The 22,161-nt window shown below is 39.8% G+C and carries 11 protein-coding genes; 9 read left to right on the top strand and 2 right to left on the bottom strand.

Annotated features, from left to right (window positions below):
- Positions 1 to 51 precede the first annotated feature (51 nt).
- On the bottom strand, positions 52 to 4,098 hold the full coding sequence (locus ACFS6I_RS17850) for a two-component regulator propeller domain-containing protein (protein ID WP_380922635.1): 4,047 nt from the start codon (positions 4,096 to 4,098) through the stop codon (positions 52 to 54).
- A 487-nt stretch (positions 4,099 to 4,585) separates the two neighbouring features.
- Positions 4,586 to 7,315, bottom strand: a complete 2,730-nt coding sequence (locus ACFS6I_RS17845; RefSeq protein WP_380922633.1) for a DUF5695 domain-containing protein — start codon at positions 7,313 to 7,315, stop codon at positions 4,586 to 4,588.
- A 203-nt stretch (positions 7,316 to 7,518) separates the two neighbouring features.
- On the opposite strand from ACFS6I_RS17845, the gene ACFS6I_RS17840 reads away from it, so the two are divergent.
- From ACFS6I_RS17840 to ACFS6I_RS17800, 9 genes are all read left to right on the top strand, one after another.
- Positions 7,519 to 8,382 carry an AraC family transcriptional regulator gene (locus tag ACFS6I_RS17840; protein ID WP_380922631.1) on the top strand — a complete coding sequence of 288 codons (864 nt, stop codon included), beginning with the start codon at positions 7,519 to 7,521 and terminating at the stop codon, positions 8,380 to 8,382.
- A gap of 112 nt (positions 8,383 to 8,494) precedes the next feature.
- Complete coding sequence (locus ACFS6I_RS17835; protein ID WP_380922629.1) at positions 8,495 to 9,397, top strand: dihydrodipicolinate synthase family protein; 903 nt, start codon at positions 8,495 to 8,497, stop codon at positions 9,395 to 9,397.
- Between the two features lie 94 nt (positions 9,398 to 9,491).
- Entirely contained in the window at positions 9,492 to 10,979 is a 1,488-nt protein-coding gene (locus ACFS6I_RS17830; RefSeq protein WP_380922627.1) for an aldehyde dehydrogenase (NADP(+)), read from the top strand.
- A gap of 21 nt (positions 10,980 to 11,000) precedes the next feature.
- A complete protein-coding gene (locus ACFS6I_RS17825) occupies positions 11,001 to 12,002 on the top strand; it encodes a 4-hydroxyproline epimerase (protein ID WP_346580812.1) in 1,002 nt (333 codons plus the stop codon).
- A gap of 22 nt (positions 12,003 to 12,024) precedes the next feature.
- A complete protein-coding gene (locus tag ACFS6I_RS17820) occupies positions 12,025 to 13,284 on the top strand; it encodes an NAD(P)/FAD-dependent oxidoreductase (protein WP_380922625.1) in 1,260 nt (419 codons plus the stop codon).
- Positions 13,285 to 13,300: 16 nt separating this feature from the next.
- On the top strand, positions 13,301 to 15,076 hold the full coding sequence (locus ACFS6I_RS17815; protein WP_380922623.1) for a DUF885 family protein: 1,776 nt from the start codon (positions 13,301 to 13,303) through the stop codon (positions 15,074 to 15,076).
- 21 nt (positions 15,077 to 15,097) lie between these two features.
- A complete protein-coding gene (locus ACFS6I_RS17810) occupies positions 15,098 to 16,519 on the top strand; it encodes an APC family permease (protein WP_380922621.1) in 1,422 nt (473 codons plus the stop codon).
- A 76-nt stretch (positions 16,520 to 16,595) separates the two neighbouring features.
- Complete coding sequence (locus ACFS6I_RS17805; protein WP_380922619.1) at positions 16,596 to 18,839, top strand: S9 family peptidase; 2,244 nt, start codon at positions 16,596 to 16,598, stop codon at positions 18,837 to 18,839.
- Between the two features lie 162 nt (positions 18,840 to 19,001).
- A complete protein-coding gene (locus ACFS6I_RS17800; protein ID WP_380922617.1) occupies positions 19,002 to 22,061 on the top strand; it encodes a beta-L-arabinofuranosidase domain-containing protein in 3,060 nt (1,019 codons plus the stop codon).
- Positions 22,062 to 22,161: the final 100 nt, after the last annotated feature.

Genomic DNA, 22,161 nt, shown 5'->3' with positions numbered 1-22,161 from the left:
CAATTTGAAACAGACTTTTTTACCTTAACATGCTGCTTTAAATTGAACTGTCTAATCGGGTAGCCGATTTCTATTTTGAAATGCTTTTCGGTATTTTTTCACATAATCGGAAGGATTTGATCCAAATAGCTTTTTGAACTGTTCTCGAAAATATTTAATATCGTAAAACCCAGTCATATCAGCAGCTTCATTAATTTTTGCGTCCGTATTGATTAGTATTTCTGCAGCTTTTTTGAGTCTGACCGATCGGATAAATTCATTTATTGTTTGTCCGGATATGGCTTTTATCTTTTTGTAAAAATTGGAATGGCTCATACCAATTTTTGCAGATAATGATGTTACATTCAAATCTTCTAATAAATTCTCTTCGATGATGCGAATACACTTTTCAATGAAATCTTTGTCTTTGTCGGTTATTTTTAATGCATTGGACTGAAGGGTAATTGCATTGAAGAAAAACTCTTGTAGATGCTGACGATTTTTGACTAGCGTATTGACTCTGGCCCGAAGTACAGCCGCATCAAATGGTTTGCTCATATAATCATCTGCCCCAAACCGGATCCCCTCTAATTTAGTGCTTGAAGAAGCACTGTTGGTGAGTAAGATAACTTGAATATGACTGGATAATGAATTGGATTTTATAGCTTGACAGAGCTCTATACCGTTCATGCCATCCATCATTACATCGCTGATCACAACCTCGGGCTGCTTACTTTTAATGGTAGATAATGCATCGATGCCGTTTGCTTCATGATAGACCATATAATCATTTTCAAAAAGCTTAACCAAATAATCTCGCAGCTGATCATCGTCATCAACAACTAATAAACCTACTTTTGGACCAACAGAATGAAGCTTATTAGACGAGTTTGTTGTTTCTGTTGGTGAAGAGATCCATGTTTCCATTAGCGATGAGGAATAATTACTAGCTGGATTGGATGAATGGTCTTGTTGATAGTTTTCGTTTAATAAAGGAAGCTTTAGCTCGAAAACAGTTCCTTGGTCCTGCGAACTTTGATAGGAAATATGTCCTTTGTGCATCGCTATAAAAGTTCGGGTCAAATACATGCCAATTCCAAATCCAGTCTGTTTTTTTGTTCCATTGCGGTTGTCGGAATAAAATTTTTCAAAAATCTTATCGCCGATATGATCCGGAATTCCGATGCCGGAGTCTTTGATCAATATTTGTATATGCTGTGGATGACATTTTATAGTAAAAGTGATTTGACCATGTTCTGGTGTAAACTTAAAGGCATTGGAGATTAAATTACAAAGAACAATTTCTATTTTTTCTTTATCTGCTTGGATGATAATGTCGTTATGATCTGCAGAAAATTGATAATCAATATGCTGTAGTTTTGCTTGTGCAGAGAAATAGAAATAGATCTCTTCTGCAAAGTGGTGCAAGTTAAATTGACTAATGTGAAGTTTCTCACCTTGTTCCTCCGCTTTTCTAAAAATTAATAATTGATCGACAAGACTTAGAAGGCGTTTGGCATTCCGGTGCACCACTTGTAATGTGGTTGAATTCCGGTTATCTTCATCGCTTTGCAACAGGTCTGTTATAGGATTAATAATTAAAGTAAGTGGAGTCCTGAATTCATGTGATATGTTTGTGAAAAAGGCTTGCCTTTTTTCATAAATTTCCCGTTCCTTGATGACATGCAATTGCGAAACTTCAACCTGGTATTGGAGTGCCGTTTGTTTGGTTCGATAGCGATTGTAGTAATAAAAGGCACATGCTATCCCTGATAAATAAATGAGATAAGACCACCAGCTGCGGTACCAAGGGGGTAATATACGGATCGTTAGTGTTACAATGTTTTTTGTCCACTTGCCTTCAGTATCTGTTGAATTGATCAGTAATGTATACTTTCCTTCGTATAGATTATTATAATTAATGGAACGGGAGACTCCTGCATCATTCCAATTTTTATCCCAACCTTTCAGCATATACCTGTACTTGATCTTGTGGGGTGAGGCGAACTCTAAGGCTACATAGTCAATGGATATTGATGATCCATAGGATAATGTTATTTGGGAAATCTGATGTTTATCATTGAGTTGAACCTGATGAGTGGAGTCATTCAGTTTAATATTATTAATTTTGATGGCAGTCAATGCCAGTGATGGTATGTGTTTTCTGGCTTGGATCTTGTCTGGATCAAATAAGTCAAATCCATTGATACCGCCAAAGATGAGTTGTCCGTCGCTTAGTTTGTGAGCTGCACTATACGAAAATTCATTGTTCAGCAGACCATCTGTTTGATCGTAATTTGTGAATGTTTTTGTCGTTGTATTAAATCTTGACAGACCATTAAAAGTACTTAACCATAAATTTCCTTTCCGATCTTCTAAGATATTTAAAACAGAATTGTTCGAGAGTCCATTGCTCTGGGAATAATTAACTTTTATTTTTTTGATGTTTGGATCAAATTCAATCAGTCCACGACCTTCGGTGCCGATCCACATACGACCTTTGCTGTCGATATAGATTGAACGGACGGGTTTTCCAATGTGATAAGATTCAAAAGCTTGCGATTGTTTATTAATCTTTATTAATGTGTTATAATTTCCAGCCCAAAGACTTCCTGATTTATCTTCGATTAAGCAGTTCAGATCGATTAAGGAATCATTGAATTGCTCGAATCGATCTGTGATTGGGTTATATTTGTAGAGGTATCCATTTGAAAAAGTAGTTGCCCAAATATTTCCTGCAGCATCTTCTAATAGAATCTGTACGCTACTATTGATCAATCCACTCTTAGGAATACAGCTGTAGGTTTTAGATTTACCATTTTGCTCATATCGGACAATCCCATTGTCGGTTGCTGACCAGATGTTACCCTTACGATCTGCTAAAATATTATTAATAACATTGTCCGTTAAGTTCTGATCCCCTTTTTTTATAGTTCGAAATAGGTTTGTGGAACGGTTCCATATATACAGTCCATTTCCTTCTGTGCCTATCCAAAGTGTGGATGGATCAACTTGAGCAAAGGAGCGTACAAATTTTGGATAGTTAGTACTGTTTTGTAATGATATATCCTGCTGTGATTGGAAATTAAGTTGCTGATCATCAATCAAATGAATACCTCCCTTAGCAGTTCCAATCCATTTTTTGTTGTCTTGTCCTACATAGGTCGTATAGATCGCATTGCTCGTTAAGGCATGCGGAGCTAAGGAAGACTGATTCAGATAGCGCACATTATCGGTTTTTAAATCGATGATGGATATGCCATTGTCTTGGGTAGAAACCCATAACTGATTGTCATTGACTAGGGTTATTTGATTGACCTGATCTGAACTTATTTTTTTTTGAAATACTTTTGATATTTTTCGAGATGCGTTATGAAAAGTGTATACACCGTGGTAGTTTGCTATAAAAATATCGCCTGTTTGATTACTGGCCATACTTGTTGCTTCTAGAATATCATGATTGATAAGTTGTAATTCTTGACTTTGAATATCGAATCGATATAAGCCTCTGTCACTAATAAATACCCAGATTTGATTTTTTTTATCAATATGAATTACAGGAACGGAGTAATCCACTACCGATTTTTCTTCGTCAAATTTTAATGGAATACGGATGGCATTATCCCGGTTATTTTCTTTGAGTAATAGTCCTAATCCGTTTGTCCCAATATAAATATTGTTTTTTTTGTCAACTTGAATCGTCTTTGTGTCAACATTCATGATATATTTCGTTTCAGGATTGTCATAGTCTATGAAAGACAAAAGGGAAAAGGTATCAAAATTTCGGTCATAAATAGCAACACCTTGTCCTGTGCCGATCCATAATTTTTTTAATTGATCTTCTACAATGCAATAAATATAATTGTGGGGAAGACTATTGGTCTGATTCAGCTGATTGCGGTATGCTTTGATTTCGTAACCATCGTAACGGTTTAATCCATCAAATGTGCCAAACCACATGTAGCCTTGGCTATCTTGAAAGATTGATTTAACCGAACTGTTCGATATTTGTTGATTGATATTCGAATTCGTGATTTGGCTTACTGCACTCCACGGTTGTGTACAACACAATAGAAGCAGTATTGAAATTAATAGTTGATGAAATTTATGACTGTTCATTGTTGTGATTTTTCCATTCAACAGCATTTATATTGGTTAAAAATGGCTTTTTATTTACCAAAACAAATGCTGCTATTTCCCTTGTCATCAGATTTTTAAATATCAAATATTTTTAAATATCATTTATTTATAGATAGACATTATACGCTAAACGACACCTCGTTTGGAGACATATTTTATATTTAAAACCGGTGATTTTTTAAAGATATAGAATGTTTAATAAATAATAAGTGTTTGCTTTACATTTATCAAGCTAACAGATCTTTTAAAATGAAGATACAGGTGGGTAATATTGATCGATAAAGCAACGATATTCGGACGAAAATAGTTAGGTTTTTGTAAAACTCATCTACGTAGGAAGAATGCTTTATTCGATGTTAAATAATAAATGAGTCTTCATCAAAATTAAGGGAGAAATATGAAACACTAAAAAGCCCTGTTTAATTCTAAACAGGGCTTTTCTGCAAGAAGATAAATAACCTTGCTATTACTTTATTTTTACAAGTTTCACGGTATTCGTATTTGCGGGTATTTCGTAACGGTTGTATTTATCCTTGTTAAACCCTTCAATTTCATAGCCACTTTCCGGATTGATATTCAGCAAAATATTTGGTACTATCGCGGATTGACTTGTATTAAATTTTAAGAAGACAGTTTTATCTTTTTGATTGTAGGTGAAGGTTTCAATTTCTCCGGCATCGGACGTTAACCATAAATTTTCTTTGGCAAGAAAAACACGACCTTTGGAAGCTGTTTTTATTGCTACTTCGATGTTATTTTTATCGGCTTTCAGGTTACCACTAAATGCCAACCAGCCAAATTCTGGATGTTCTATGATGTAAGTGCCTGAGTTTACGGCATAGCCATAAAACCCAGTCCCGTAATCGCCAGATATACCATCATTAGCTAAGGTAGAGGGGTAAGAATGGAATGCTGCGGGACCAAAACCATCTGCAGTTACATTGGCTAATGCTCCCATCATACCTGCATGACCTACACGGAGCAGGTAGAAATCATCAGGGTGATCTCGGTATTCTGTTAATACAGGGATAGCATTTAATGCGGAACCATAATGATGAAGTTGACGCTCGATCCGGGATAGTTTTCCCCCATATACAAAATCCCAATAACGACGGGCACTACCATTGTATCCCCAATGTGGTACTGTAGGCATATACGCGAGAATGGCATTTAAGGTAACTTGAGTTTTATCGTCAAAACCAAAGTATCGAGACCATAAATATACTTCTTCTTGTCCTGTAGAGTCCCAGGGCATCTCACTTCCAAATGGATAATCAAGACTTTTCCAATGTTCGGCACGTTTACGCATCGCCGCTTCCAATTTATTGGCGGCATCTGTTAATCCCTCACGACGCAAATCATGGAGGATAAGCAAAAATATACTGCCTTCCATCTGACCGAATTGTGCATAGTAGGGGGCTTTTTCAATCATCGCCATACTGGTTTGAAAAGCTCGGTCTAAATAGACATCCCAGTTTTCTTCTTGCACCAGATTGCGATAATCGCGAGCGAGTCGATACATAACCCAATGTGCCGCCGCAACATGGGGATAGTTATAGGAGCGCCCAATGTTATCCGCTTCTTTTTTAGGCCATGCCGACCAAGTCTTCCAGTTGATATCTGTTTGGTAAGTACCTGCTGGCAGGGAATCTGGTTCGTAGTAAAATAGACTTTTGACCACACCATATTTTTGATCACCTTCCTTATGTTGGATACGACCGTACATGGTTTCATTGACAAAGCGTTTTAACTTGGCGATCTCTTTGGCATTAGGCTGTAAGACCTGCTTCATGATTGCAGCTAGCCAACTAGCTGCTCCGGCCTCATCACTTAAGCCTGCATACCAAGCTCGCTGTTCTTGCGTGACTAATTTTTTCTCTTCATAATCGTAACTGATCACTGCGGGAGACCTTCCAAAAAGATCGTTGTCATTTTCGTACCACTGTGCCGTCGTTAAGAAGTTGCCAAGATCATTGACCACATCTTTTTCTGACTTGATGACTTTATATTGGATGGTTTGTTCGATGCCATCCTGGTAGGTAATGGTCAATCGTGCACGACCCCATTGTTGACCTTTGACCTCATATTGATGCCATTTCTGAGGCGTATCTTTTTGCTTAGTAACAAGTAAAGAGCCCTCCGGATAGACAGAAATATTTTTAATGGCCTTGTTATGTTTGATAAACAACTTGACAGGGTTATCTAATGGAACGACATACCCGGGAGCTCCAACTGCCACAGGTCTGTTATTTTTTAAAAGCGTATTTTCGATTTCTTTGATACTTGGCGCGAGTACAAACTTGAGTGCAAATGTTTTGGATTCATCCGGTTTTAATAGGGTCGAAGTTGGTATATTCCATTGTTCTACTCCTTTCCATTCTGTTTCAGCTAGTGCTTTACTATGGATCATCCATTCATGGAAACCCTCGAAAGTAATACTTTTTGGTGTAGGATCAGTATTTAAAGGGTTGTATGCCTCAAATCCTGCATTGGCATAGGGTAGAACCAATAAGCTAGGGCCATTTCCATGTAAATGGTTCACTTGCATATAACCTGCATCTTTTCCAATGTAGGGGTCGAAAAACACATTTTGTGCGTGCGCCTGATTCAGGTTTTTCCAATCCATATTGTTATTGAAGGGTAGCGGTATTCCTAAAGCACCGATTTCAATAGGTTGATCGGTAGAATTGGTGATTTGAAACTTTAAGATCAGATCGCCGTTTACTTTTTCCCAACTTCGCACAACTTTTAAAGGAATATCTCCTAATGTCGGAGTGATATCGGCAGCAGCCAGAACTGTTTTTGAGGGCGTTATTTCAATGACTTTTTTACGTTCTCTGGCCGAAGAATAACTTGACCAATGGGTCTCTCCCTGTCGTTTAAGACTTATGTTGATATCGCCAAGATGGAAAAAGTTATTACGGTCACGTTTATGGAGCATTTCAACAGGAGTATAATCGAAAGCATCATCACCATTTACTTGTTGGAAGGCTGATAAAGTTTGTGATGTACGTAGCACTTTAATTTTTAGCCCATCTAAGTCAAAGCTTTTGGCTCCCTGGTCTATGCCTAAAGTCGCAGGCTGACTTTTTGTTGCCTTCCATACCGGATGTTCATCCTGCTGACTGAATGCCGGGATGCTATATTGGAGGTAAAATAAGGTATATAGGAGATAACAACTTTTCTTTAAATTCATTTTGCAAAGTTTAGAGATTCATTATTCTTTAATAGGGTATCAGGTGAACTGTTACAAATTTGACTTATTAAGTCCTTTATTTATTACCAGATTTTAACAATGTGTAGCATGTTTTTGATATATAGCAACAAAATATTTGTTTTGTCAACAAGTAAACCATAAATTTAATGTACAAATGACATTTATTACAAACCAATCTATTTATGAAACCAATTCAATATCGGGTTCCTGTTCCCAAAGATAGGAGCGTTTTTATTCAGGAAGATTTTTTGGATAAGTTTTACCCTCATTTGCATTGTCATGAGGAGTATCAGTTAATTTGGATTAAGGCGGGAGCTGGACAATTGCTAGTAGATGATAATGTACATTATTTTGAAAAGGATGATATCTTCCTTTTAGGGTCTAACCAAGCACATGTGTTTAAAAATGATTTATTACACGGGTATGTTCAATCTATTTCTATTTTCTTTAGTTTAAAAGGAACATTGTCAAAGATTTTGAATGTCCCTGAATTAAGCACATTACTTGATTTTATTGACAATAACTGCCGGGGTTTTAAAGTTCCTAAAATATACTTGCCACAAGTGAGCCGAAGAATAGAAGCGCTCAAGAATTCGGATAGTTTGGGACAGTTGGTCAGTTTTTTTTATTTGTTGAAGTCTTTGAATAAACTTTCATTTAATCTTAAACCACTTTCGGGAATAGCATCTAATGGATTGGGAGAAGTTGGATCTTTTAGGATTACAACCTTGTGCAATTTTCTTGAAAATAATTATAAGAACAACATTGGTTTGAATGAAATAGCAGAGAAAGCGAATCTGACACCGCAGGCCTTTTGTCGTTATTTTAAGAAAAGTACTGGCAAAACGTTCATTTCTTATTTAAATGAATTGCGGGTAAGGGAAGCCTGCCGTTTACTTGGAGGAAAAGATTATGACTGCATTTCGATCGTTGCTTATGACTCGGGGTTCAATAGTATTACAAATTTTAACCGCGTTTTTCGAAATATACTAGGAATCTCACCCAAGATGTATGTTGCTAATTATAAGAATTTACTTTACGGGTAATTGAAAATGTTAATATCCAATAAGTAATTATTAAAACCCGGTTAGTTTACTTCTTTTATAGTTGGTTTCTTTGATAAAAGAAAATATTAAACTAATTAAGTAAAAACCAACTATGGCTGAATTAAATTGGAAGGGTGTTTACCCCGCAGTATTGACCCCCTTTAAAGAGAATGGTGAGATTGACTTTGATATGTTTGCTAAGAATACCGAAGCACAGATTAAAGCAGGGGTGCACGGAATTATCATTGCAGGATCATTGGGTGATGCAGCAGTTCTGGATACGAATGAAAAATTTGAATTATTGACTTATGCAATCCAGGTTATTGCAGGCCGAGTACCTATTATATTGAACATCGCAGAAAATACAACTGAACATGCTGTTAATTTTGCTGTTAAAGCAAAGGAATTAGGTGCAGACGGTTTAATGTTATTGCCTCCGATGCGCTATAGAGCTGATGACCGTGAGGTAGTTACTTATTTTAAGGCAGTAGCCAATGCGACAGATTTACCTATTTTGATCTATAACAATCCTGTTGATTATGCTGTGTTTGTGTCAACAGTAATGTTTGATGAATTGAAAGACTGTCCAACGATCGTTGCGGTTAAGGAATCTACTAGAGATTTGACTAATATAACCCGGATGAAAAATAAATTTGGAGACCGGTTTAAGATATTAGGTGGTGTGGATACCATCTCGTTGGAGTCAATTTTAGTGGGTGCTGATGGATGGGTCTTTGGATTAGTGGATGCTTTTCCAAATGAAACTGTTGCGATGTACAATTATGCCGTAAATGGCGAATACGATAAGGCATTAGAAATTTATCGTTGGTTTATGCCTTTGCTGGAACTGGATATTCACCCTAAGCTTATTCAATATATTAAGCTTGCGGCAACAGCCGAAGGAATAAGTACGCCGCATCTTCGTGCACCTAGACTTCCGTTGATAGGTGAGGAAGCGGAGAGAATCAATAAAGTTATTGCTGATGGTATTGCTAATCGTCCTCAGTTAAATTAGGATCTGCTCGTTGAATAGCGTTAAAGTACTGTGGGCGATTGGTGAATACTATTCGCCTACAGTTCGTTTTTACATAAAAAAATTGGATTAAAAAATGAATCAATCACAAGTTTATTTGGATGAGCGTATTCGCATAGCGGCAGAAGCATTTCAATTTTTGAAATCTACGACGATTGCACAACGGGCAGCATTTATGCATGCCGTTGCAACTGAAATTGAAGGATTAGGTCCGGAACTTTTGGAGACTGCTCATGCGGAGACGGCATTGCCTTTGCCTCGCCTTACAGGAGAAAAGGCCCGAACGGTAGGGCAATGGCGCAGTTATGCCAATGCGGTTGCATTGGGTATTTATACGGAAGCCCGTATCGATTTAGCAAATACTGAAACGGGTAAAAGTGATATCCGCAAATTCAATTTGGGTATAGGACCTGTTGTTGTATTCGGGGCCAGTAATTTTCCATTTGCCTTTTCTACGGCTGGAGGTGATACGGCTAGTGCCATTGGTGCAGGTTGTCCGGTGATTGTGAAAGGCCATTCGGGACATTCCCAAACATCGACAATTATGGCCAATACGATATCTACTGTTATTAAGAGATTCGGCTGGCCTGAAGGGGTATTTAGCCATATTCTCGGAGCCAATATTGAGGGGACGGATACCAAGATAGGCGCTTATCTGACTGCTCACCCTCTTGTGAAAGCGGTCGGCTTTACGGGGTCGTACTGGGGTGGAAAAGCCCTGTTTGATATTGCTAACCAACGGGAAGAACCGATACCGGTATTTGCCGAGATGGGAAGTATCAATCCGGTATTTGCTTTTAGCCATCTCTTAACGGATCGTGCGGAAGCGCTCGCCAAAGAATATGCTGCTTCGTTAACCTTGGGTGTGGGGCAATTCTGTACCAACCCTGGGGTATTTATAGCTGTAAAAGGTGATGCTCTAGAACGGTTTAAAAAAGCATTGGCATCGGAAATAGCTGTTATTGCACCGGGTACCATGCTCAATAAGGGGATCTATGAACATTTTGAAAAAAATAAAATAACGTTAAGCAGCCAAAATGCGGTAGCGGTAATCGCCGAATCACATATTGAAGCTACTCTAGGTCAGGGACGTCCAAGAATTATTAGGACTACAGCAAGCAATTTTTTGAAAAACCAGGTATTGAGTGAGGAAGTATTTGGTCCTTTTGCGGTATTGGTAGAAGCGGAAAATAATGCAGAGGTATTGGCTATTGCGCAACAGCTTAAAGGGCAACTGACCATTACAATTGCAGGGACTACGGAAGATGTGAAGGAGCATCAAGATGTTTTCAATGTGGTAAAAGATAAAGCGGGACGTCTGCTCTTTAATGGTATGCCTACTGGAGTAGAGGTTGTTTATGCTATGCAACATGGCGGTCCTTTTCCTTCTTGTACTGATCCCCGGTTCACCTCTGTTGGGCCAGATGCAGTGAAGCGTTTTGTACGCCCATTATCTTTTCAGAATTGGCCCGATGAATTTTTGCCAGAGGAGTTGAAAAATGAAAACCCATTAGGCATTGCACGGATCGTAGATGGTGCTGTCGTAACAAAAACAAGTATTTAGGACAATTTTGTATAGCAATTGATGAAGAAAACATTTTTTTGTATTGATTCCCACACCTGTGGTTGCCCTGTGAGGCTGGTAGCAGGAGGAGGACCAGTGTTGCGTGGAAACTCAATGATGGAGCGTCGGCTGCATTTTATGGAAGAATATGACTGGATTCGTAAAGGACTGATGTTTGAACCGCGAGGTCATGATATGATGAGCGGCAGTATTCTGTATCCGCCTACAGATCCGAATAATGATACCGGTGTACTTTATATCGAAACCAGTGGTTGTCTTCCGATGTGTGGTCACGGAACCATTGGGACTGTGACGCTTGCGATCGAGGAGGGCTTGGTCATTCCAAAAGTCCCAGGTAAGCTGCGATTAGAAACTCCGGCCGGTTTAATCCTGATCGATTATGTGCAAGAAGGTCCGAAGGTTAAAACGGTTAAACTGACGAATGTAAAGTCTTTTCTTTATAAAGAGGCGCTGACCGTACTGTGTCCAGACTTGGGAGAGATCGTGGCCGATGTCGCCTATGGTGGAAACTTTTATGCCATCATAGATCCTCAAAAGAATTTTAAAGATATCAGCGATTTTTCGGCTAGTCAGCTCATTCATTATGGAAAGATTATTCGTCGTCTCCTTAATGAGAAGACGGATTTTATTCATCCTGAAGATGAAAATATATATGGTCTTAGCCATATACAATGGACGGGAAAACCCACTAAAGAAAATTCTACAGGAAGAAATGCAGTGTTGGTGGGTGAAAATGCACTGGATAGGTCTCCTTGCGGTACCGGAACCTCTGCCCGTATGGCACAATGGTATGCTAAAGGGAAGTTGAGCAGAGGGGAGGAATTTGTTCATGAGAGTTATATCGGTTCGCAATTTGTCGGTCGTATTGAAGAAGAAACGAAGACAATATCGGGCCAGCCAGCAATCATTCCTTCGGTAGAGGGATGGGCAAGAATTACGGGCTATAGTCAGATCATTATTGATGACGAAGATCCGTACAAAGAAGGATTTCAGGTTATGTAATTATTATTAAAATATCAAAAACGTGTCAACACATAATAAAGGAAAAGTTGCTATCATAGGAGCGGGGATTGCAGGCTTATCCACCGCTTATTACCTCATACAGGATGGTTGGGAAGTTCAGATTTTGGAGAAGGGTGACGGGCAAGATAATTGCTCCTATGGCAATGCAGGAATGATCGTTCCCAGCCATTTCACCCCATTGGCAGCACCGGGTATCGTAGCACAGGGTGTAAAATGGATGCTAAACAGTAAAAGCCCGTTTTACGTTAGACCCTCATTGAATTTTTCATTGATAGACTGGGGTTTGAAGTTTTTGAAACATGCCAATGAAAAACATGTAAACCGAAATGCAGCAGCTATACGTGATTTGAATCTTGCAAGTAGCCGCTCATATGATGAATTGGCGCAACAGGAAGGTTTTGATTTTGAGCTAAGACAGAACGGTATTATGATGCTTTATAAATCTAGCCATGTCGCACATGAAGAAATTGAATTGGCAGAAAAGGCTCAAAACTTGGGATTGGATGTGGAAGTTTTTGATCAAGCAGGAATTCAGGCTTTAGAACCTAATCTGCGAATGGATACGATCGGTGGTATTTTATACAAATGCGATGGTATCTTGTATCCCCCAAAATTGATGAAAATATTGACCGATTACCTGCTCGCTCATGGGGTGAAATTCAACTATCAAACAGCGGTGTCAGGATTCAAGTTTTCAGGTAAAAAGGTGTCTGAAATCGTTACTTCAAAAGGGACATTTCATGCGGATGAAATTGTCGTAACAGGTGGAGCTTCTCTCCCGGAATTAGCCTCTAAGTTACAGTTAAAGTTGCCTTTGATGCCTGGAAAGGGATACTCCTTTATGCATAATACAACGGGGAATAACCAGATGGTGCATGCTGCGCTGTTGCTGGAAGCACGTGTGGCGGTGACGCCTATGAATAATCAAATCCGCTTCAGTGGAACCATGGAATTAGGTCCGGCTAATGATAAAATATACAGCAACCGGGTAAAGGGCATCGTCGAGTCAATACCAAAATATTTTCCTGATCTGCAAGTTGATTATCCGAAAGATATTTGGTTTGGCTACAGACCATGTTCACCAGATGGGCTTCCATATTTGGGCAGGACTTCCAAATACAGTAATGTCAGCATTGCTGGTGCGGGTGGTATGATGGGCTTGAGTCTAGGACCTGCTTACGGAAAAGCGATCATGGCCTTACTGTCCAACAAAGCCACCGAAACAGATATCACGGGCTTTAATCCGGATCGGTTTCAATAGACAAAAATAAACCTAAATGATGAAGAAAAACAACAATTACCCTAACGTAAAGAAATTTATAGTCCTTGGAGTGCTTTGTATGGCTTCTTCGCTAACAGATGCCCAAAATATGGATTTGTATCAGCACACAACACCTATTGAGCCTTATATCATACAATATCGACATGATCTGCAGGCTGTCAATTATTTTTATGGGCCAATGCCTAAAAATTGGGGATTTCAGCAGTCGGTAGCCTCTCCCGAGCAGATCAATAGACTGGTCAAAATCGATGAAGACTATTTAGCTAAATTAAAACAATTTGATTATAATAGACTGAATACAAACGGTCAGGTTGATTATATTCTGCTGAGCCAGAAAGTACAGCGGCACCAAGAAGAGCTTAAAGAAACATTCTCTTCTTACAACCGACTGAAGGCCTATTTACCCTTTGCCGAAAATATTCTTCAATTTGAACAGAAACGTCGTCGCGGTGCCGCTGTGGTCGGAAAGGATGTTGCCATAGTGTTAGAAAAAACGACTGATCAGGTTTCTGAATCGATTCAAAAGCTAGAAAATGTGGCCGCGATTGAATCTGCTGATGTCAATTTTTTGGTCAATATGGTGGAGTCATTGCGAGTCCGTTTGGAGAGTGCGTTCGATTTCTATAATGGATATGACCCAATGTTTACCTGGTGGGTACCTAAATCTTATGAAAGTTTAAATGAAAAACTGATTCAATATAAAACTGCTTTGCAGGGAAAGAGTAACTGGAAAGTCTTTAATGATGGCAGTAATATTGGTGGGCAACCGATCGGAAAATCTGCACTCAACAAAAAGTTACGTGAAGAAATGATTGCCTATAATGCGGATGAGTTGTTGCGTATCGCTGATCAGGAATGGGAATGGTGCGTGGCAGAGTTATTAAAAGCTTCTCGTGAGATGGGATTTGGAGACGATTGGAAGGCCGCGCAGGAAAAGGTTAAAAACACCTATGTGCCAGAAGGGCAACAACCTGGTCTGATCAATGATTTGTATGATCGAGCCCAAGCATTTATCAAGGAGCACGAGCTAATTGCAATTCCTGAATTGGCGGATGAGACCTGGGGAATGATTATGATGACTCCTGAACGGCAGTTGGTGAATCCATTTTTTACCGGAGGACGTGAGATCAGTATTTCGTATCCAACCAATACCATGACTTATGATCAAAAAATGATGAGCATGCGTGGTAACAATCCACATTTTTCTTTGGGTACGGTGCAACATGAACTCAATCCAGGTCATCATCTACAGTATTTTATGAATAAAAGGTATAAACCCTACCGGGAGCAGCATTTCAATACACCATTTTGGACGGAAGGTTGGACTTTATATTGGGAATTGCTTCTTTATAGAATGGGTTTTGCCAAGACTCCGGAAGAACGTATCGGGATGTTATTTTGGCGAATGCATCGTTGTGCCCGGATCACCTTCAGTATTAAATTTCACTTAGGTGAATGGACACCACAGCAATGTGTGGATTATTTAGTCAATCAGGTCGGTCATGAACCTGCAAACGCACATGGAGAGGTGAAGCGATCATTTGAAGGTTCTTACGATCCTTTATACCAATTGGCTTATTTAATCGGTGGTTTACAGCTGCTGAGTATCAGTGATGAATTGGTGGGATCGGGGAAAATGTCCTACACTGAATTTCATGATCGGGTCATCAAGGAAAATTACTTACCGATGGAGATGGTGAGGGCGATATTGACAAACCAAAAGCTTGAATCTAACCATCAAGCAAAATGGAAATTTTATCATTTTAAATAAGTGCAATCCAACCTTAAATCTATGAGTAATCAAGAAAATAGTCAAGATTTCAAAAAGTCACTAGGTTTGTTGGATGCAACAATGCTCGTTGCGGGAAGTATGATCGGTTCGGGGATCTTTATTGTGTCGTCGGATATCGCCCGAAATACGGGGTCTGCTGGCTGGCTGATGGTGGTCTGGTTGATCTGTGGATTTATGACTTTAGCCGCAGCTTTGAGTTATGGCGAACTCAGTGCTATGTTTCCGAAAGCTGGTGGTCAGTATATTTATCTCAAAGAAGCCTATGGACCGGTGGTCAGTTTTACGTTTGGATGGACTTTTTTTGCCGTGATCCAAACGGCTACGATTGCAGCTGTGGGAGTTGCTTTCGCTAAGTTTACCGCTTATTTATTTCCGGTACTGGATGAAGATGTGTATTTGCTGGTACTGGGTGACTATCATATCTCATCTGCTCAAGTGTTAGCTATCGCTGTCATTGTGCTGCTTACCTTTATTAATACAGGCGGTGTAAAGAATGGTAAAACAGTACAGACAGTGCTGACATTGATCAAAATATTAAGTTTGGTGCTTTTGGTTATTTTTGGTTTTGCAGCTTTCGATCTGGAGGTGTGGAATCAAAACTGGTCTTCAGAGCATATGTGGAATCTACAACGATTAAATACGGATGGATCGACGGCAGATTATGCCACTTTTGGTGCATTTGGAGCTATATCTGCGGCATTGGTAGGAGCATTGTTCAGCAGCGATTCCTGGCACTCATCTTCTGCTGTAGCAGGTGAGATCAAGAATCCGCAACGTAACATTGGGTTGAGTTTAGCACTGGGAACGCTAATGGTAACCGTGATCTATATTTTGACCAATCTGATGTATACAGGTGTGTTGACAATCGAGGAGATGGCCAGCGCTCCTAAGGATCGTGTTGCCATGCTCGTAGCGCAAGAGATTTTTGGTCCTGTTGGCATTGCCATCTTGGCGATTATGATCATGGTCAGCACTTTTGGCTGTAATAATGGGCTGATTTTGGCTGGGGCAAGAATCTATTATTCCATGGCTAAGGATGGTTTGTTTTTTAAGAAAACGGGCACCTTAAATAAGAATGCCGTACCGGCTTACGCGTTATGGTTACAGGCGGTGATAGCTTCAATATGGTGTTTAACAGGTAAGTATGGCGATTTGTTGGATATGATAACCTGTGTGGTTGTCATGTTTTATGTTTTGTGCATCATCGGAATTTTTTGGTTGCGATATAAGCGCCCCGATGTACCGAGACCTTATAAGGCCTTTGGCTATCCTTTTATACCAGCTATCTATATTTTGATGGGGATCTCGTTTATTATTCTGTTGGTGATCTATAAACCGCAATTTACCTGGCCAGGTATTATCATCACACTTTTGGGGATCCCATTATACTATTTTGTGAAACAGAAAGATGTAAAGACCTAGTCTTACTTAATTTTTTATCCTGTCTGTATAAACTAAAGATAGATCGACACATACGATATAAAAAAATAAAATACATATGAAGATAACATTAACAGCTGTTTTATTACTGATATTTCAGCTTACGACATTGGCGCAAGGGACATTGGAGGATTATAAACGTGCCAAAGAGATCAGAAGCTCATTCGGCAAGGTGTATCAAGTGCCGCAACAGATTATTTGGTCTGAAAAAGGAGATAGTTTTTCTTATCGGCTGCATAAAAAAGACGGCAAGAGGAGCTTGTATCTGGTAGATGCGGTTACGCATAAAAAGATAGATACCGATGTTGCTGCAATTGAAAAACAGCTATCCGCTCAATTGGGTAAAGAAGTGAAATTGGGTGTTTTGTGGGGGAGGGATCTAAAAGTATTGACGGCAAATGAAGTTGAATTTACGGAAGAGAAAGTGATTTGGAAGTGGAATGCACAGGAAAATAAGTTGAGCAAAACGCGCGATATCGCAACTACAGGTATGGACCGTAGATCGGATGGCTACTGGGGAGCACGTTGGGATGATAGTAAGGGGGAATCTGTAGAGTCGCCCGATAAGGCCTATACTGCTTATATTAAAAATAGTAATGTATACATTAGCAAAAAAGGGGATCCAAATAGTGAACGACAGTTGACCTTTGATGGAAGTCCCGGGGAGTATTATAGCGCTCGTATCCAATGGTCCAATGATTCAAAGAAATTGGCAGCTTCAAAAGTGAGAAAGGCTGAAATCAGACAATTGACCTTATTGGAATCTTCTCCTACCGATCAATTGCAGCCTAAATTGCAAACCAGAGACTATAACAAACCTGGAGATGCTTTATCACAATATTATCCAACGATTATTGATGTCATGGGGGGGCGGGTGATAACGGTAGATCCTGCTCAGATACCCAATCAATTTTCACTTTCTGCACTGGTATGGAAGGCGGATAATAGTGGAATCACATTTGAATATAACCAACGTGGCCATCAACGGTACGATGTGATGGAATTGAGTGCTGTGGACGGGAAAACGAAAACCATTATTTCAGAACGCAGCGCGACATTTATTGATTACAGCGGAAAGAAATATCGGAATGATCTCAAAAAAACAGCGGACATCATATGGGCTTCGGAACGTGACGGATGGAATCATCTGTACCTTTTTGATGCAAAAACAGGCGCATTGAAACAGCAGATTACCAAAGGAAATTGGGTGGTACGAAAAGTTGTTCATGTCGATGAAGATAACAAAAAGATTATTTTTGAGGCGAGTGGCATGAATAAAGAGTTGGATCCTTATTTAATCCGTTATTACACTATTGGTTTTGACGGTAAAGGCTTGAAAGAACTCACTCCAGAAACAGCCAATCATCAAGCGACATTTAATCCTGACCATTCTTTATTTGTAGATCTTTACTCGCGGGTTGACCAAGCTCCACAGGCCGTATTGCGACGTGTAGCAGATGGGCAGATCGTGATGGATTTGGAAAAAGCGGATATTTCGGATCTGGAGGCGACGGGATGGCGCAAACCTGAAGTGTTTAAGTCACTTGCTAGAGATGGTAAAACCGAGATCTGGGGTATTATTGTCCGTCCACGAAATTTTGATCCGAATAAAAAATATCCTGTCATTGAGTATATCTATGCAGGCCCACATAGTGCTTTTGTCCCTAAATCATTTTCGGCTAATCCGTCAGGACTAGCTGAGCTCGCTGAACTGGGCTTTATAGTCGTGCAAATCGACGGAATGGGAACATCCAATCGTTCGAAGGCATTTCAAGATGTGGCATGGAAAAATCTAAAAGATGCCGGTTTTCCCGATCGCATTGCCTGGATGAAGGCAGCTGCGCTTAAATATCCTTATATGGACATCGAAAAAGTCGGTATTTATGGTACTTCTGCCGGAGGACAGTCTTCTGCTGGCGCTCTTTTGTTTCATCCTGAATTTTATAAGGTGGGGGTTTCGTCTTGTGGTTGTCACGATAACCGTATGGATAAAATATGGTGGAATGAGCAATGGATGGGCTGGCCGATCGGCCCTGAATATGCCGCTTGTTCTAATATCGAAAATGCGTATAGATTAGAAGGGAAGTTGCTATTGATCGTTGGTGAATTGGATGACAATGTGGATCCTGCTTCCACTTACCAGTTCGTCAATCAGTTAATCAAACATGGTAAAGATCATGATTTCATTATGGTTCCAGGAATGGGACATGCTTCTGGTGGTGATTTTGGAGAAAAGAAACGTCGCGATTATTTCGTGAAACACTTGCTAGGGGTAGAGCCTCCTGCTTGGAATGCTTATTAACGAAGGTATAAAGATGAGCAAGAGTTCTCAAACTGAAGCAAGAACATCGTACAGTCATGCCGATCGTTTAGGAAGATATGAACTGTTCAAATCTTCTTGCTTGCCGTTTAAACTAAAATAGAATTTAAACCGAGCTCGCGAGCTCACAGTAATGATACATCAATGAAAAGTTATAGAGTTTTTTTACGTTTTATCCTCATTGCCACGCTACTATCTAAAGGGGGCAGTACCGTGCAGGCGCAAAGTGGTGATCAGATATTGGATGGAATCGGAGAAACGGGAATGATCGCAAGATATGTATTTGATGGAAATCTGAAAGATTGGTCTCGGAATAATTTGCATGCTACTGCTGGTCGGGATGTTACTTTTATCAATGACAAGCGGTTTGGAAAAGTGCTGTCATTATCGGGTGAGAAAAATGATTTTATCCAAATCCCTGCCGATGCATTGACCGATATGGAATCATTGAGTATTTCGGGCTGGGTGTATCTTCGTTCGGAAAAAAAAGGTCAAGTTTTTTTTGACTTTGGAAAGGATGTGCATAAACATTTCTTTGCTGCTCCTTTTGGAACAAACCTTCAAGATGGTTTTCAAAGTTTAATTACTGCAGGCAAAAATAATCAAAAAGGTGCTGTTTCTCCAGCATTACTGTTGAATAAGTGGGTTTACTTGACCATTGTGGTGGATATTCCGGCTAAGAAGATGATGACTTATGTGGATGCTGTACTCGTTGGTGAATCGCAGCAGATACCGCGTGAGTTGACCGAAGTGTTTGGGTCTTCTGGAGATAAGAATAAGTTGTATATTGGAAAATCACTATTGACAGGATCACCGACATTGGATGGCTTGTTGTATGATTTTCGGATCTATCGTGTTCCATTAAGTAAAAATCAGCTTACTGGAATTTATACCAATTCGCAACGTGGAGTAAGTAATCGCTCCGTAAATGTGACCAAAGTGGAGGATAATCTTCCTGAGTTTCCATTGACCCAAACGCAGCTCTATAATGCTTACTTAGTTGCTGTGCCAGATGTGCAGGTGGAAACCGCATTGGGAGATTTACCACGTTTGCCAAGTTATATAAAGGGAATATATAAAGAGGAGATGGTTGGCCCTAAAGTCAGGGTATTGTGGCCTTCGCCAAACGACAACAGTACGGTCTTGGAAGCTGGCCGATATACCATTACAGGAAGAGTTCCCGGAACAAATTTACAGCCTAAAGCGATCGTAACTGTTAAAGGGGGCAATAAGACTACCGCACCACGTTTGAAATTAGCAGCTTTTGATCTTAGTCAGGTTTCCTTGCAAGCTGATGCGCAAAATCAAGAAACAAAATTTATTGAAAATCGGAATAAATTTATCAAAACCTTGGCGGCCACTGATCCCAATTCTTTTCTCTATATGTTTCGTGATGCATTTGGTAAACCACAGCCTGAAGGGGCTAAACCTTTAGGGGTATGGGATAGTCAGGACACCAAACTTAGAGGACATGCTACAGGTCATTATTTGACGGCTATCGCACAGGCTTATGCAAGTGCCGGATATGATAAAACTTTGCAAGCTAATTTCGCAGAGAAAATGACCTATATGGTCAATACGCTTTACGAACTGGCACAATTATCGGGTAAACCGCAGCAAGCAGGAGCTGTGGCAGTAGCGGATCCGACAGCTGTACCTTATGCTCCGGGCAAATCAACCTATGATTCAGATCTGAGTCACGAAGGTATCCGTACGGATTATTGGAATTGGGGTTTAGGCTATATCAGCGCTTATCCGCCCGATCAATTTATAATGTTGGAAAAGGGTGCGAAGTATGGAGGCCAGAAAACGCAAGTCTGGGCTCCTTACTATACCTTGCATAAAATTTTGGCCGGATTAATTGATATCTATGAAGTAAGTGGCAATGAAAAGGCACTGCAAGTGGCAACAGGAATGGCAGACTGGGTGCATGCGCGTCTTAGTCAATTGCCTAAAGAAACCCTGATACAAGTTTGGAATACGTACATAGCCGGTGAATTTGGAGGGATGAATGAGACGATGGCACATCTCTATCGCATCACCAATAAGGATCACTATTTGAAGACAGCGCAATTGTTTGATAATATTGATATGTTCTTTGGCAATGCGCAGCATACACATGGATTGGCGAAAAATGTCGATACTTTTCGTGGATTGCATGCCAATCAGCATATTCCACAAATTGTGGGTAGTATCGAGCTATACCAGGTTTCTAATCTTCCGGAATACTATCGTGTAGCAGACAATTTCTGGTACAAAGCTGTTAATGATTATATGTACAGTATAGGAGGAGTTGCGGGCGCTCGAAATCCGGCTAATGCGGAGGTTTTTACAGCAGAACCAGCAACCTTATATGTAAATGGTTTTTCTGAAGGGGGACAGAATGAAACCTGTGCGACTTACAATATGCTTAAATTAACGAGCAACCTGTTTCTTTTTGATCAACGGGCTGAATATATGGATTACTACGAACGTGGATTGTATAATCATATTTTAGCGTCTGTTGCTGAAAATACTCCGGCTAATACGTACCATGTGCCGTTAAGGCCCGGTGCGATCAAGCAATTTGGTAATCCCAATATGACGGGCTTTACCTGCTGTAATGGTACTGCAATTGAAAGTAGTACCAAATTGCAAAATAGTATTTATTTTAAAAGCAAGGATGATCAGGCTCTATATGTAAATCTATTTATTCCTTCTACTTTAGAATGGACAGAGCGCGGGGTATCTGTGGAACAGAAGACAAGTTTTCCAAAGCAAGACGAGTCGGAGCTGATCATTAAAGGGAATGGCAAATTTGATCTTCATGTCCGTGTACCCAGCTGGGCAACCAAAGGCTTTTATGTGACGATTAACGGTAAAGATCAAAAAGTACAGGTAACGCCGGGTTCTTATTTGAAATTGAGCCGTAACTGGAAGAATGGCGATCGCATTATGCTGAAGATGCCTTTCCAATTTCATTTAGATCCGGTCATGGATCAACAGAATATTGCCAGCTTATTTTATGGACCTATCTTGTTGGCAGCTCAAGAACCGGAAGCAAGAAAAGATTGGCGTAAAGTGACGTTGGATGCGAAGGATATCAGTAAATCTATATCAGGTGATCTGCAAAATTTAGCGTTCAAGATTGATGGGATTGATTTTAAACCATTCTATGATACTTATGGACGGCACTCAGTATATCTGGATGTTACATTAAAATAATTACAATAGGTGCTAAAAATTTTGAGGGGTACTTTGCTTGGCGAAGTACCCCTTTATTATTTCTTTCCAATTCTAATTTTTGGTCACAATCGAAGTGCGA

Source organism: Sphingobacterium anhuiense, assembly GCF_042686355.1.
Lineage (GTDB): Bacteria > Bacteroidota > Bacteroidia > Sphingobacteriales > Sphingobacteriaceae > Sphingobacterium > Sphingobacterium anhuiense.
This window is presented reverse-complemented; position numbering and strand designations above follow the sequence as displayed.

Bases quoted from the DNA above. Each gene is read 5' to 3' on its own strand.
- ACFS6I_RS17850 (WP_380922635.1), bottom strand. From the start codon at position 4,098: ATGAACAGTCATAAATTTCATCAACTATTAATTTCAATACTGCTTCTA.
- ACFS6I_RS17840 (WP_380922631.1), top strand. From the start codon at position 7,519: ATGAAACCAATTCAATATCGGGTTCCTGTTCCCAAAGATAGGAGCGTT.
- ACFS6I_RS17815 (WP_380922623.1), top strand. From the start codon at position 13,301: ATGATGAAGAAAAACAACAATTACCCTAACGTAAAGAAATTTATAGTC.
- ACFS6I_RS17810 (WP_380922621.1), top strand. From the start codon at position 15,098: ATGAGTAATCAAGAAAATAGTCAAGATTTCAAAAAGTCACTAGGTTTG.
- ACFS6I_RS17835 (WP_380922629.1), top strand. From the start codon at position 8,495: ATGGCTGAATTAAATTGGAAGGGTGTTTACCCCGCAGTATTGACCCCC.
- ACFS6I_RS17805 (WP_380922619.1), top strand. From the start codon at position 16,596: ATGAAGATAACATTAACAGCTGTTTTATTACTGATATTTCAGCTTACG.
- ACFS6I_RS17830 (WP_380922627.1), top strand. From the start codon at position 9,492: ATGAATCAATCACAAGTTTATTTGGATGAGCGTATTCGCATAGCGGCA.
- ACFS6I_RS17845 (WP_380922633.1), bottom strand. From the start codon at position 7,315: ATGAATTTAAAGAAAAGTTGTTATCTCCTATATACCTTATTTTACCTC.
- ACFS6I_RS17800 (WP_380922617.1), top strand. From the start codon at position 19,002: ATGAAAAGTTATAGAGTTTTTTTACGTTTTATCCTCATTGCCACGCTA.
- ACFS6I_RS17825 (WP_346580812.1), top strand. From the start codon at position 11,001: ATGAAGAAAACATTTTTTTGTATTGATTCCCACACCTGTGGTTGCCCT.